At 67.6% G+C, this 13,251-nt stretch carries 14 protein-coding genes; 4 read left to right on the top strand and 10 right to left on the bottom strand.

The annotated features are described in order from the left end of the window. The first annotated feature begins 118 nt into the window (after positions 1–118). The gene (locus KF889_26940) at positions 119–1,663 is read left to right on the top strand and encodes a methylmalonyl-CoA carboxyltransferase (GenBank protein ID MBX3503097.1); all 1,545 of its coding nucleotides are present in this window, start codon (positions 119–121) and stop codon (positions 1,661–1,663) included. Between the two features lie 72 nt (positions 1,664–1,735). Beyond that, positions 1,736–2,188 (top strand): hypothetical protein, encoded by a 453-nt coding sequence (locus tag KF889_26935; GenBank protein MBX3503096.1) that lies wholly within the window; start codon positions 1,736–1,738, stop codon positions 2,186–2,188. A gap of 147 nt (positions 2,189–2,335) precedes the next feature. On the opposite strand, the gene KF889_26930 is transcribed toward KF889_26935, so the two are convergent. The 8 genes from KF889_26930 to KF889_26895 all read right to left on the bottom strand — a co-directional run bounded on the left by KF889_26930 (position 2,336) and on the right by KF889_26895 (position 8,873). Continuing rightward, positions 2,336–3,319, bottom strand: a complete 984-nt coding sequence (locus tag KF889_26930) for an NAD-dependent epimerase/dehydratase family protein (protein ID MBX3503095.1) — start codon at positions 3,317–3,319, stop codon at positions 2,336–2,338. 16 nt (positions 3,320–3,335) lie between these two features. After that, positions 3,336–3,869 carry a hypothetical protein gene (locus tag KF889_26925; protein MBX3503094.1) on the bottom strand — a complete coding sequence of 178 codons (534 nt, stop codon included), beginning with the start codon at positions 3,867–3,869 and terminating at the stop codon, positions 3,336–3,338. Positions 3,870–3,941: 72 nt separating this feature from the next. Next, complete coding sequence (ugpC, locus tag KF889_26920) at positions 3,942–5,036, bottom strand: sn-glycerol-3-phosphate ABC transporter ATP-binding protein UgpC (protein MBX3503093.1); 1,095 nt, start codon at positions 5,034–5,036, stop codon at positions 3,942–3,944. Positions 5,037–5,039: 3 nt separating this feature from the next. Continuing rightward, positions 5,040–5,891, bottom strand: coding sequence for a carbohydrate ABC transporter permease (locus KF889_26915; GenBank protein MBX3503092.1), 852 nt, complete (start codon positions 5,889–5,891; stop codon positions 5,040–5,042). Then, the gene (locus tag KF889_26910) at positions 5,891–6,811 is read right to left on the bottom strand and encodes a sugar ABC transporter permease (protein ID MBX3503091.1); all 921 of its coding nucleotides are present in this window, start codon (positions 6,809–6,811) and stop codon (positions 5,891–5,893) included. Before KF889_26910 ends, KF889_26915 begins: the two co-directional genes overlap by 1 nt. 39 nt (positions 6,812–6,850) lie before the next feature. Then, entirely contained in the window at positions 6,851–8,170 is a 1,320-nt protein-coding gene (locus KF889_26905) for an extracellular solute-binding protein (GenBank protein MBX3503090.1), read from the bottom strand. Positions 8,171–8,289: 119 nt separating this feature from the next. Further along, positions 8,290–8,601 carry a hypothetical protein gene (locus KF889_26900; protein MBX3503089.1) on the bottom strand — a complete coding sequence of 104 codons (312 nt, stop codon included), beginning with the start codon at positions 8,599–8,601 and terminating at the stop codon, positions 8,290–8,292. Between the two features lie 2 nt (positions 8,602–8,603). Further along, a complete protein-coding gene (locus tag KF889_26895) occupies positions 8,604–8,873 on the bottom strand; it encodes a hypothetical protein (protein MBX3503088.1) in 270 nt (89 codons plus the stop codon). 89 nt (positions 8,874–8,962) lie between these two features. Here KF889_26895 and KF889_26890 point away from each other — a divergent pair, with 89 nt between their 5' ends. Continuing rightward, on the top strand, positions 8,963–9,931 hold the full coding sequence (locus tag KF889_26890; protein ID MBX3503087.1) for a dienelactone hydrolase family protein: 969 nt from the start codon (positions 8,963–8,965) through the stop codon (positions 9,929–9,931). Between the two features lie 133 nt (positions 9,932–10,064). On the opposite strand, the gene KF889_26885 is transcribed toward KF889_26890, so the two are convergent. Together KF889_26885 and ald are read right to left on the bottom strand one after the other, a co-directional pair. Beyond that, entirely contained in the window at positions 10,065–11,399 is a 1,335-nt protein-coding gene (locus tag KF889_26885; protein MBX3503086.1) for an aspartate aminotransferase family protein, read from the bottom strand. A gap of 99 nt (positions 11,400–11,498) precedes the next feature. Beyond that, positions 11,499–12,614 (bottom strand): alanine dehydrogenase, encoded by a 1,116-nt coding sequence (ald, locus tag KF889_26880; protein MBX3503085.1) that lies wholly within the window; start codon positions 12,612–12,614, stop codon positions 11,499–11,501. Positions 12,615–12,742: 128 nt separating this feature from the next. Here ald and KF889_26875 point away from each other — a divergent pair, with 128 nt between their 5' ends. Further along, positions 12,743–13,231, top strand: a complete 489-nt coding sequence (locus KF889_26875; protein ID MBX3503084.1) for an Lrp/AsnC family transcriptional regulator — start codon at positions 12,743–12,745, stop codon at positions 13,229–13,231. Positions 13,232–13,251 lie beyond the last annotated feature (20 nt).

Genomic DNA, 13,251 nt, shown 5'->3' with positions numbered 1-13,251 from the left:
CATGCTTCCTGCGCCGTCTGCCCCTGACGTCGCATGCCCGCATCGCGGCTGACGCGGCTTCGCGCCCGTGAGCATGGAGGGTAATGTCGACGCCGAACGACCGCAGGGAACACGCGCGATGAGCTGGCAGCCCGAACTCGACGAACTGAAGCGCCGGCAGGAAATGGTCCGGCGCATGGGCGGGCCGGACAAGGTCAAGCGCCAGCACGATGGCGGCCGGCTCACGGTGCGGGAGCGCATCGACCGGCTGCTCGATCCCGGCAGCTTCCGCGAATGGGGCAGCGTCGCCGGCATGGCGACCTATGACGGCAAGAACGATCTGGAGGATCTGGTCGCATCCAATTCGGTCACCGGGCGCGGCACGATCGACGGAAGACCCGTCGTGGTCTCAGGCGACGACTTCACCGTTCGCGGCGGCTCGGCCGACGCCACGATCAAGGAGAAGAACCTGCTGGCCGAGAAGATGGCCAACCAGTATCGGCTGCCCATCGTGCGCATCATCGAGGGCTCGGGCGGCGGCGGCTCGGTGAAAACCATCGAGACCCAGGGCCGCGCCAACGTGCCGGGCGTCATCGGCTTCGACGTGGTCACCGCCAACATGGGTGCGGTGCCCGTGGTCGCGCTCGGGCTGGGCTCCGTGGCCGGGCTGGGCGCCGCGCGGCTGGCGGCCTCGCACTACTCGGTGATGGTCAAGGGCCTGTCGGCGATGTTCGTCGCCGGCCCGCCTGTCGTGGCCCGGCTGGGCCAGCCGCTCAGCAAGGAGGAGCTCGGCGGCTGGGAGATCCAGCTGCGCGCGGGTGCCGTTGATGAGGCCGTCGACAGCGAAGAGGAGGCCTTCGCCGCGGCGAAGCGGTTCCTGTCCTACATGCCGCAATCGGCCTTCGATCTGGCGCCGCGCGGGCCGGTCACTGACGATCCGCATCGCCGCGACGAGAAGCTGCTCTCGGCGATCCCGCGCGACACGCGCAAGGTCTACGCCATGCGCTCGATCGTCAGCACGCTGGTCGACAAGGGCAGCTTCTTCGAGATGAACAAGCTCTACGGCCGCGCGGTGATCACCGGGCTGTGCCGCATCGACGGCTGGCCGGTCGCCCTCATGGCCAGCGATCCGATGCACTACGGCGGCGCCTGGACGGCCGATACCTGCCAGAAGGTGATCCGCTTCATGGATCTCGCCGAGACCTTCCGCATTCCCGTGGTCTATCTCGAGGACTGCCCAGGCTTCCTGATCGGCCTGGAGGCCGAGCGGAGCGGCGTAATCAAGGCCGGCGTGCGCGCCATGGCGGCGATGCATCAGATCACCGTGCCGTGGTGCACCTTCATCGTGCGCAACAATTTCGGCGTCGCCGGCGCGGCCCACAAGAACACCGGCCGCGTTGCGCTGCGCTACGCCTGGCCGTCGGGCCGCTGGGGCTCGCTGCCGCTGGAAGGCGGCATCGAGGCCGCCTATCGCGCCGAGATCGACGCCGCGCCCGACCCCAAGGCCAGGCTCGCGGAAATCGAGGAGCGGCTCAACAAGCTGCGCTCGCCCTTCCGCAGCGCCGAGGCGTTCTGGATCGAGGAGATCGTCGATCCGCGCGACACGCGCCGCCTGCTGTGCGAATTCGCCAACCTCGCCGCCCCTGTGCGCGAGGGCAAGGCGCAGTTCTGGATGCGGCCGTAAGCTTCCCGTCAGGGGAATAATCCAAGCCTCGCCGCGTTGCGTATTCCGGGGCACGGCCCCCGGGAGCAACCAATGGACAACACACTTGTGCGGACACTGGCCTGCGGCTTCATCGCCGGCGCCGTGTCCTTCGTCATCTTCCACCAGGGCGGTTTCTGGGTGGCGACGCAGGCCGGCATTCTGAAGGCCAACACCTGGTCGATGGCCGACACCAAGCCGCTGGGCATTCCACAGCTGGTGTCCTACCTCTTCTGGACCGGGCTTTGGGGTGCGCTGGCGGCCTTCGTCGTGCCGAAGATGAAGCTACCGGCCTGGCTGGGCTGGACCCTGTTCGGGGCCGTCGTCGTGATCGCCGCCAACTGGTTCATCGTCCTGCCGCTCAAGGGCGCGCCGATCGGCGGTGGCTTCCGCATGCCCGGCGTGATCGTCGCCCCCGTGGTCTACGGCATCTGGGGCCTGGGCATGTGGCTGGTCTACAGCGCCTTGCACAAGGCGCTGGGCGCCTCGGCCGCGCCGGCGCGATAGGGTGCGTGCGGGAAATCAGCGCTGCCCTGTCATCCCGAGCGGAGCGAGGGATCCAGGCCGATCCTGGATCCCTCGCTCCGCTCGGGATGACAGCAGTTGCGTTCGAAAAGCCGCACGCCGATCCGGAGCTTGGGAAGCAGGAAGACGTCAGGCCGCCATCGAGCGGAGCTGCTCGTCGAGGTCGTCGGCGATGAAGTGGCGCACGACCTCGTCGAGATCGCGGTCGGTGTCGAAACCCAGGCGACGCGCGCGCGCTGCATCGATGTCGCCCGGCCAGCCGTCGACGATCTTCTGGATCGCCGGATCGTGCTCCCACGACACCTTGCCGAGCTTGCGGTTGCCCGCGTTGCGCTTCATCGCCGCCTCGAGCTCGGCGGCGCTCACCCTGATGCCGTTGAGCAGCAGGGTGCGGCCCGGCCCGAAGGCGTCGGCATCGAGATCGTGCGCGCGGATGAACGATTCGACCGTGCGTCGCGGGCTCAGCACCACCATCGGCGTGTCCGGTGTCACCGGGCAGATCACGTCGATGCCGGTGAGTGGCTCGCGCACGATCGAGCTGGCCCAGGTCGAGGCCGCCTTGTTGGGCCGCCCGGTGCGCACACAGATCGTCGGCAGGCGAATTGCCGTACCACGCAAGAATTCCTTGCGCGTGTAATCGCGCACCAGGAACTCGCCCATCGCCTTCTGCGCGCCGTACGACGTCTGCGGCGTCAGCGGCGTATCGTCGGTCACCGCCCTGGGCAGGTCCCCGCCATAGGCGGCGAGCGAGGAGGTGAAGATCACGCGCGGATTGGTGCCGAGCGCGCGGCATGCCTCCAGCACGTTGCGCGCGCCGTCGAGGTTGACGCGGTAGCCAAGGTCGAAATCGGCCTCGGCGCCGGCGCTGACCACGGCGGCGAAGTGGAAGACGCTGGAGGCGCCCTGCACGATCGACTGCACGGTGGCGAAATTGGCGATGTCGCCATCCATCGCCACCACGCGCGGATCGTCGAGTCCTGGGCCCGAGGCCCGGACCACGTCGAACAGCAGCAGCTCCGACACGCGCTCGCCGCCGAGCGCCGAACCCTCGAGGATCCTGCGCGCCAGCTTCTTGCCGAGGAACCCGGCCCCGCCGGTGATGACGACCTTCATCGCGCCCCTTCCCGCGTTAGGCGGCAACCCTCCAGAACCAGAGCTTGCCGGAATGGCTGTTGTTGCGCAGTCCCTCTTCCGCCGCAACCATCCGCAGGCCGTCGAACAGGTCCCAGTGGTCGCCGCTGGTCGGCTCGTAGATGCCCTTGATGGTCATGCGCTTGTCGCCGGCCGTGGCATAGCAGTCCTCGATATAGAGCACGCCCTTCCTGCCGACGACACCCGGCCAGACCTTGCTGGCCGTTCCCTCGACATCGGCGGCGCCGAAGACGCGCTGCACGGCGGGCAGCAGCTCGGCGGCGCGGATGAAGAGCTGCGGACCGATAATCCCGGCCGGACCGCCGTTCAGCTTCGGCGCCTTGGCGATGGCATCCTGCGAACCGGCGAGATCGGCGAGCGAGGCCTCGCCGGCCCGGGGCGTCACCCTGAGCGTGTAACTCATGCAGATCGTGCAGCGGTTATACTCGGCGAAGGCTGTCTTGGCCCACGGGCGTACCGTGGAGAAGCGGTCCAGCAGGGTCTGGAAACGAATGGAAGCCGGAATCGACACGTCTTTTCTCCGAACGCCCGGAAGCGGGCGGCGGGTCTTCTACACCTCCCCGGACATAAAGCAAGCGCTCACTCATACAGCCTTTTCGGTTTCGGCCTCGAAGAGGTGGAGCCGTTCGGGTGTGACCGCCAGCCGTACCTTGTCGTGGGCGCGCACGGCGACCAGGGGTTCGACCGCGGCGACGATGGTCTCGCTGCCCACGCGCGTGTCGAGCAGCGTCTCCGAGCCCAGCCGCTCGACGACCTCGATCTCGCACTCCATGCAGTGCTCCGCCGGATCCGCGCCGTTGGCGACGCGCAGATCCTCGGGCCGGATCCCCAGGGTCGCGCGCCTGCCGGCGAGCGGCTGGGCGCGCGATGCCAGCGCGCCGGGCAGACGCAGCTTCAGGCCCTGAGCCTCGACCCATAGTCCGCCCTCGCCGTTGACGACCGTTACATTGGCGAAGTTCATCGCTGGCGAGCCGATGAAGCCGGCGACGAAGAGGTTGGCCGGCGTGTTGTACAGCGTCATCGGGTCGCCGACCTGCTGCACCACGCCATCCTTCATCACCACGACGCGGTCGCCGAGCGTCATCGCCTCGACCTGGTCGTGTGTGACGTAGATCGCCGTCGTGCCCAGCCGCTCGTGCAGCTTGCGCAGCTCCACGCGCATGTGCACGCGCAGCTTGGCGTCGAGATTGGAAAGCGGCTCGTCGAACAGGAAGACCTGCGGGTTGCGCACGATGGCACGGCCCAGCGCGACGCGCTGGCGCTGGCCACCGGAAAGCTGGCGCGGCCGGCGGGCGAGCAGCGATTGGATGCCGAGGATGTCGGCGGCGTGCCTGACGCGCTTCTCGATCTCGGCCCTGTCGAACTTCCGCATCTTCAGGCCGAACGCCATGTTGTCGTAGACGCTCTTGTGCGGGTAGAGCGCGTAGTTCTGGAACACCATGGCGATGTCGCGGTCCATCGGCGCGAGATCGTTGACCACGGTATCGCCGATTAGGATGTCGCCCGAGGTGATGCTCTCCAGCCCGGCGACCATGCGCAGCGTCGTGGTCTTGCCGCAGCCGGAGGGGCCGACCAGCACGACGAACTCGCGGTCGGGGATCTCCAGATTGACGTCCTTCACCGCGTGCACGGCGCCTTCGTACATCTTGTTGAGCTGCCGGATGGTGACCTGCGCCATGGCTCAACCCTTTACCGAGCCGGTGAGGCCCGCGACATAGTGTTCGACGAAGAACGAGTAGACGATCGCCACCGGGATCGATCCCAGCAGCGCACCGGCCATCAGCGGCCCCCAGAAGAAGACGTCGCCGCGGATCAGCTCCGAGGTGACGCCCACCGGCACGGTCTTCTGCTCGGGCGACGACAGGAAGACCAGGGCGTAAATGAACTCGTTCCACGACAGGGTGAAGGCGAAGATGCCGGCCGACAGGATGCCCGGCACCGCCACCGGAAGGATGATGTGGTACATGGCCTGGAAGCGCGAGGCGCCGTCAATGCGCGCGCATTCCTCGAGCTCCTTCGGGATGGCCTTGAAGTAGCCCATCATCAGCCAGGTGCAGAACGGAATCAGGAAAGTCGGATAGGTCAGGATCAGCGCCCAGGGCGTGTTGCCCAGCCCGAAGCTCCTGATGATCTCGGCCAGCGGGATGAACAGCAGCGTCTGCGGCACCAGGTAGGTGATGAAGATGCCGGTGCCGAGGCTGCCGGCCCACGGAAAGTTCAGCCGCGCCAGCGCGTAGCCCGCGCACACGCCGCAAATCAGCGAGATCACCGTCGATATCGCGGCGATGATCAGCGTGTTGGCCATCCATCTCGAGAACATCGTCTCCTCGAAGAGGTAGAAGATGTGCTCGAGGGTCGGATTGTTGGTCCAGAACGGCTGGTAGGCGACGGCGTTCCACGGCTTGTACAGCTCGCCGTCGGGCCGGAAGGTCGTGATGATCATCCAGTAGAACGGGAAGAGCAGCACGAACACGAACAGGGTCAACGGGATGTAGAAGAACACCCAGCGCCGCCAGAGGCCTCCCTCGACCATCAGCGTACCTCCACCCGGCGGATGTAGAGCAGCTGCACGACGACGATCAGGAACAGGAACGGGAACATCGCCAGCGAGATCGCCGCACCCTCGGCCAGCAGGCCGGTGCCGATGCCGAGCTGATAGGCATAGGTGGCGAAGAGATGCGTGGCGTTGGCCGGGCCGCCGCCGGTCATGACGTAGACCAGCTGGAAGTCGGCGAAGGTCTGGATCACCGAGAACAGCACCACGACCATGGTCACCGGCAGCAGGAGCGGCCAGGTGACGTGCCAGAAGCGCTGCCAGGGCCGCGCACCGTCGATCGCCGCGGCCTCGTTGAGCTCGGGGCTGATCGTCTGCAGGCCGGCGAGCAGGCTGATGGCGAAGAACGGCACGCCGCGCCAGATGTTGACGATGATGATCGAGGTCATGGCGAGGTCGGGATCGCCCAGCCAGTTAATGCGCTGGCTGATGAAGCCGAGATTGTAGAGCGTCCAGTTGATGACGCTGAACGTCGGATCGAACATCCACTTCCAGGCGAAGGTGCTGAGCACCGTCGGGATGATGAAGGGCAGCAGGATGAAGGCGCGGATGAACGCCTTGCCCCTGAAGTGCCGGTTCAGCAGCAGCGCCAGCCACAGTCCGAGCGCCAGCTTGAAGACCGTGGTGACACCCGTGTACCAGAAGGTGTTCCACACGGTTACGTGGAAGATCCCGTCGTTCCAGATCTTGGCGAAGTTCGCCAGGCCGACGAACTCGCCCTCGACGCCGACGCGCGCGCTGCTCAGCGACAGGATCACGCCCTTGACGAAGGGATAGGCGATGAACAGGCCAAGCAGGATGGCCGTCGGCAGGAGAAGCGCGAACGCCAGCCAGCGCTCGTCCTCAAGGATGCGCGACCGCGGGACGGGACGCTTCCCGCCCGCGGTCGACGCGGTCACGGCCACCACGACGCGTACTCCGGGAACGCTAGGCGGGGCTCACACGTAGACTTTCTTCAGCTCGGCCTCGGCCCACTTCACCGCTTCCTCGGCCGCCATGCCCTGCACCGCCTTGGCGTACATGTCGGTGATGATGTACTTCGACAGGACCTCCTGCGCCTTGGCGTTGGGCGGGCCGGAATGGCCGATGGCCTGGCCGAGACGCGCCGCGACCTTGTACGGCGTCATGACCGGGTCCTCGGCCCACATCTTGTGGCTCTCCCACTTCGCCGTGCACGGCGTGGCGAAGCCCTTCTGCGACAGGAAGAACTTCTCGTAGTTGGCCTCGGTATGCAGCCACTTCAGGAACTCCTTCGCGGCGTCCTGGTTCTTCGAGTACTTCATCAGCATGTTCGACTGCAGCAGGTGGAAGCCGAACTGGCCGGCCGGGCCCTTGGGCATCGGCGCGTGCAGGATGTCCTTGTTGAGATGCACGCCCTTCTCGGTCTTGTACTGGTCGGCGCGGCGCAGCGACTCGATGTAGATCGAGGCGCCGTTGAGCGTCGCCGAGATGGTCTGCGACAGGAAGGCGCGGTTGTTGTTGCTGTCGTCCCAGGCGAGGCCGCCCTCGTCGTGCGCGTCCTTCCAGAACCCCTGCATGAACTTCACCGAATCGACGGTGGCCTTGGAGTTCAGCACCACGGTCTTGCCGTCGGCCTCGACCTCCTTGCCGCCCCACGACCACAGGTAGGGATAGGTGAAGCCCGGCGCGTCGCCGAAGGTGTGGCCCAGGGTCTGGCCGATCGGCCGGCCCTTGGCCTTCAGCTTCTTGCCGGCCTCGCGATACTCCTCCCAGGTTTCCGGGAACTTGGTGACGCCGACCTCGTCGAACCACGACTTGCGATAGGCGATCATGCCGCCGATCACCGCCCACGGCATGCCCATGTACGCCTTGCCGTCCGAGCAGATCGCCTTGGCGTAGGGGTAGAGGCCGCCCTCGCGCTTGGCGACGTCCTCGGCGATGTCGCTGAGGTCGACCACCGAGTTCGAGTAAAGGTGCGTGTAGCTGTTGAACGACATGATGATGTCGGCGCCGGAGCCCGACTGGATGCCCGCGGTGATGCGCGGCTGCAGGTCATTGCCGTTCACCGTCTCGAGATTCATCTTGATGCCGAGCGCCTTCTCGGCGGCCGGCATCAACTCGCGCCGGAACATCTGGTCGGTCGCCGGCACGAAGTCGACCCACTTCAGCCAGTGCACCGTCTTGGCCTGCGCATAGACCGGCGCACGCCCGCTGGCGAGGATGCTCGCCATGCCCGTGCTCGCAGCGACCGTGGCGGCGCCGGAGACGCGCAGAAAAGTCCGTCTCTTCGTGGTCATCACATTTCCTCCCACAGCGGCTACGTTCAGCGAGCCGCAGTTCCCGGGACCCTAGAACGGCGCTCCGCCGGGAATCAAGCGGAGTTCGCCGAAATCGCTCCGCCGCCGTCGGACGGCGATCAGCATGAACCCTTCGCGCCCGACATGCCGACGCCGCCGAGGATCGTCATCCGCAGCACGTTGTCGACGAACATCAGGTCGATGCGGCCGCTCTCGGTGCGATAGCCCCAGAGCTGGATGCGGCCGCCGCATTGCGCGTAGAGCGGCCGACCGAGCGCGGCGCGCACCTCCTCCGTCGTGCGCCCGGGCTCGGCCTTCTCGTCGAGCTCGGCGCGCGTGACGTCGCGTTCCTGCCCGCGGATGTCCTGGGCGCGCGCCGGCGCGGCGAGCGCGAGCACTGCCAGCAGCGCGGCCGCCAGGACACGGCGCATGCCTATTTCTGGCGATCCCCGGTCTCGTCGAGCGCGACGCGGCCGGCCACGATGGTGAAGACGACCACGCCGTCGCGGGCATTGTAGGTCCAGCGCTCCAGCGGTCCCAGCTTGTCGAACTTGGCCGGTGGGCCCAGCACCTTCTCGAGCTCCTCGCTGGTCTTGAGCCCGCTCGCCTTCTTGAGGATCTCGGCCTTGGTCGGCGACGAATCGCAGCCGGCCAGCACCGCCAGCATCGAGACTCCGCCGAGCACGACGATCCGCCTGCGCATCGCGCGCCTCCTTCTTCCTTGCGTCGAGCCTACCGGCCGCGCCCGACCGGCGCAAATTCCGCCACAGTGTCGGGCTGAACTGTGGCCGCATGACGATTTCCTTCGCCCGGCTCGGGCCCCTCGCCGCGCTCCTGACGTCGCTTGCCGCCGGCGCCGTCGCGCAACAGGAAACCATCGCCTTCGAGAGCCACCACCGGGGCCGGCCGGTGCAGGTCACGGCAAGCATCAGCTGGCCGTCGGGCTCGGCGGTCGTGCCGGCGATGGTGATCCATCACGGCAGCGCCGGCATCAACCAGCGGCGCGAGGGACGGTACGCGCGCGCACTGCTGGCGATGGGCGTGGCGGCAGTGCAGATCGATTCGTTCGGGCCGCGCGGCGTGCGCCAGACGGTGACCGACCAGATGGCGGTCGACGGCGCCGAATTCAATCTCGACGCCATCGGCGCGCTCAAGGCGCTCGCCAGGCATCCGCGCATCCACCGCCGGCACATCGGCATCATGGGCTTCTCCAAGGGCGCGGTCTCGGCGCTGATGGTCTCGCACGAGCGCCTGCTGCGGGACAAGGGCCTGCCCGAGGACCTGCGTTACGCCCTGCACGTCCCGATCTATCCCACCTGCTACGTGCACTACCATCAGCCGCGCACGACGGGCGCGCCGATCTACCTGCTGCTGGGCGGCGCCGACACCTATGCCGGCGTCGAGCCGTGCACGAGCTACGGCGAGAGCCTGCGCCGGGCCGGCGCACGCATCGAGGTCAAGGTGTATCCCGGCGCGCCGCACGGCTTCGACGGCGGCGTCGCCTACAACACGCCGAGCGGCGAGAACTACTCGCGCTGCGTCGCCGTGCAGCGACCCGACGGCACCTATGTCGAGCGCACCACCGGCGCGGTGGTCGGCACCTCGGCGCCCGATGGCTGGCTGGTGCTCGGGCCGCAGGCGATGAAGGTAATCGCCGGCTGCCGCACCCTGGGCGTCAGCGGCGGGCCGAACGAGAAGGCGCGCGTGCAGGCGATGGAGGATTTCAAGGGCTACGTTCGCCGGCATTTGCTCGGCGGGTAGAACTACCTTCCCCCGGAGGGGGAAGGTGCCCGAAGGGCGGAAGGGGGATGTCGAAGACGAACTGAGGAGTCCGGCTTCGACATCCCCCTTCCGTCGCTCCGCGCCACCTTCCCCCTCCGGGGGAAGGCAAAGATTAAGCCGCCTGCTTGATCGCCTTGCCGACGATGTCGATGATCTCGTCGATCTGGACCTTCTCGATGATCAGCGGCGGCGACATGGCCAGCGTGTCGGCGCCCTGGCGCACCATCAGGCCGAGCTCGAAGCACTTCACAAAGGTATCGTAGCCGCGCGCACCGACGGCGCCGGCGCGGGGCTCGAGGTCGATGCCGGCACCCAGGCCGAGGTTGCGAATGTCGATCACGCCGGACGTGCCCTTGAGCGAGTGCACGCCGTCCTCCCAGTGCTTCGACAACTCGGCCGAACGCTGGAACAGGCCCTCGGTCTTGTAGATGTCGAGCACCGCCGACGCCGCGGCGCAGGCCAACGGATGCGCCGAGTAGGTGTAGCCGTGGAACAGGTCGATGGCGTTCTCCGGCCCGCTCAGCAGCCCGTCATAGACATGCTTGCGCACGAAGACGCCACCCATCGGGACGGTGGCGTTGCTGATGCCCTTGGCCACCGTCATCAGGTCGGGGATGACGTCGAAGTAATCGGCGGCGAAGGCGGTGCCAAGCCGGCCGAAACCGGTGATCACCTCGTCGAAGATCAGCAGGATGCCGTGCTTCGTGCAGATCTCGCGCAGCCGCTTGAGATAGCCCTTGGGCGGCGGCAGGAAGCCGGTCGAGCCGGCGCAGGGCTCGACGATCACCGCGGCGATGTTCGAGGCGTCGTGTAGCGCCACGATACGCTCCAGCTCGTCGGCCAACTCGACGCCGTTGGCCGGCTCGCCGCGCGCGAAGGCGTTCCTGGACGGCAGGTGGGTGTGCGGCAGGTGGTCGACGCCCTGCAGGGTGGCGGCGCTGAAGGCCTTGCGGTTGTTGACCATGCCGCCGACCGAAATGCCGCCGAAGCCGACTCCGTGATAGCCGCGCTCGCGGCCGATGAAGCGGGTGCGCGTGCCCTGGCCGGTGGCGCGATGATAGGCGAGCGCGATCTTCAGCGCGCTGTCGACCGCCTCGGAGCCGGAGTTGCAGTAGAAGGCGTGGTTGAGATCGCCCGGCAGCATCGCGGCGTGCCGCGCGGCCAGCTCGAAGGCCTTGGGATGGCCCATCTGGAAGCTGGGCGCGTAGTCCATCTCCTCGAGCTGGGCGGCGATCGCCGCCTTGATCTCCTCGCGGCCATGGCCGGCGTTGACGCACCAAAGGCCGGCGGTGCCGTCGATCACCCGGCGGCCTTCCGGCGTCCAGTAATGCACGCCCTTGGCTTTCGCGAGCAGGCGCGGGTTCTTCTTGAACTGCTTGTTCGCCGTGAACGGCATCAGGAAGGCGTCGAGATTGTTGGCGACGGGTTTGGTGGGCGCGGCGGACATGGCTGGACTTCCCCGGATTGAGACGCGGTGGATACTACAACTCTGTCATCCCGAGCGCAGCGAGGGATCTAGATCCCTCGCTGCGCTCGGGATGACAGGTCAGGCCGCCAGCGCGGCGCTGGCCTCGACCAGCGGCAGGCCGAGGCTGCTGGCCACCGCAGGATGGGTGATCCGGCCGCGATGCACGTTCAGCCCGGCGCGCAGGTGCGGGTTCTCGAGGATCGCCGCCAGCCCGCGCGACGCCAGCTTCAGGCCGAACGGCAGCGTGGCGTTGTTGAGCGCATGGCTTGAGGTCAGCGGCACCGCGCCCGGCATGTTGGCGACGCAATAGTGGATCACGCCGTCGACGACATACGTCGGATCGGCATGCGTAGTCGGCTTGGAGGTCTCGAAGCAGCCGCCCTGGTCGATGGCGACGTCGACGATCACCGCGCCCTTCTTCATCGTCGAGAGCTGCGCGCGGCTCACCAGCTTGGGCGCCAGCGCACCGGGCACCAACACCGCACCGATGACGACGTCGGCGGCGGCGATCTCGTGCGCCACGGCGTCGCCCGTCGAGTAGCTGGTACGCACGCGACCGGTGAAGAGCTGGTCGAGCTCGCGCAGGCGCGGCAGCGAGCGGTCGAGGATGGTGACCTCGGCGCCCAGCCCCGCGGCCATGCGCGCGGCGTTGGTGCCGACCACGCCGCCGCCGATCACCGCGACCTTGGCCGCCGGAACGCCGGGCACGCCGCCCAGCAGCAGGCCGCGGCCACCGGCATGACGGCGCAGCGCGAAGGCCGCCGCCTCGATCGACAGCCGGCCGGCGACCTCGCTCATCGGCACCAGCAGCGGCAGGCCGCCATGGGCATCGGTGACGGTCTCGTAGGCGATCGCCGTGCAGCCCGACTCCATCAGGCCCCTGGTCTGCGCCGGATCCGAGGCGAGATGCAGATAGGTATAAAGCAGCTGGCCGGGCCGCAGCTGGCGCCACTCGCCGGGCTGCGGCTCCTTGACCTTCACGATCATGTCGGCGGTGGCGAAGATCTCCGCCGCGCCCGGCGCGATCGTCGCGCCCGATGCGACATACGCCGCATCGTCGGCGCCGATGCCGCCACCGGCACCGGTCTCGACCAGCACGCTGTGGCCAGCGGCGACATATTCCTTCACCGAGGAGGGCGTGAGCCCCACCCGGTATTCGTGGGTCTTGATCTCACGGGGCACGCCGACGCGCATGGTCCACCTCCTGATGCTGAAGGCTACGCCCGAAGCGATGTTGCGTTCCCGGCAAAGACGACGTCGCCGGCCTCGCCCGCCGCCGGTTTCCGTCCTAGAATGTCGCTTTGACGCACGAATCCGGCGCCATGACGCTCGACCGCATTGACATCGCTCTGCTCGCAGCCCTCTGTGACGACGCCCGCGCCACCCATGTCGAGCTTGCCGAACGCGTCGGTTTGTCGAGCACGGCGGTGGCAAGGCGCCAGAAGCAGCTTGAGGACCAAGGTATCATCGCCGGCTATCAGGCCGCTTTGAGCCTGCGCAAGCTCGGCTTCACCACCACCGTCTCGGTGCGCATCACGCTCGACAGCCAGAGCGAGGCGGCGCTCGATGCCTTCGAGAAGGCGGTGAAGCGCTGCCCGTCGGTGGTGCATTGCCTGCTGATGTCAGGCAGCGACGACTACCTGCTGACCGTGCTGGCGCGCGACATCGAAGATTTCGAGCGCATCCACAAGACGCAGCTGTCGATGCTGCCGCGGGTGGCACGCATCCAGTCGAGCTTCGCGCTGCGCGAGGTGGTCGACCGCGGCGCACCGCCGGCGGTGATCGAACGCCTGCGCAAGGAAGGCACGTGAGCGCGCGCCGGGTCGGCCCG

It is taken from the genome of Alphaproteobacteria bacterium (assembly GCA_019635875.1).
In the GTDB taxonomy this organism is placed as follows: Bacteria; Pseudomonadota; Alphaproteobacteria; order Reyranellales; family Reyranellaceae; genus JAFAZJ01.
The sequence above is the reverse complement of the archived record's forward strand: the minus strand, read 5'-3'. Positions and strand labels throughout refer to the sequence as shown.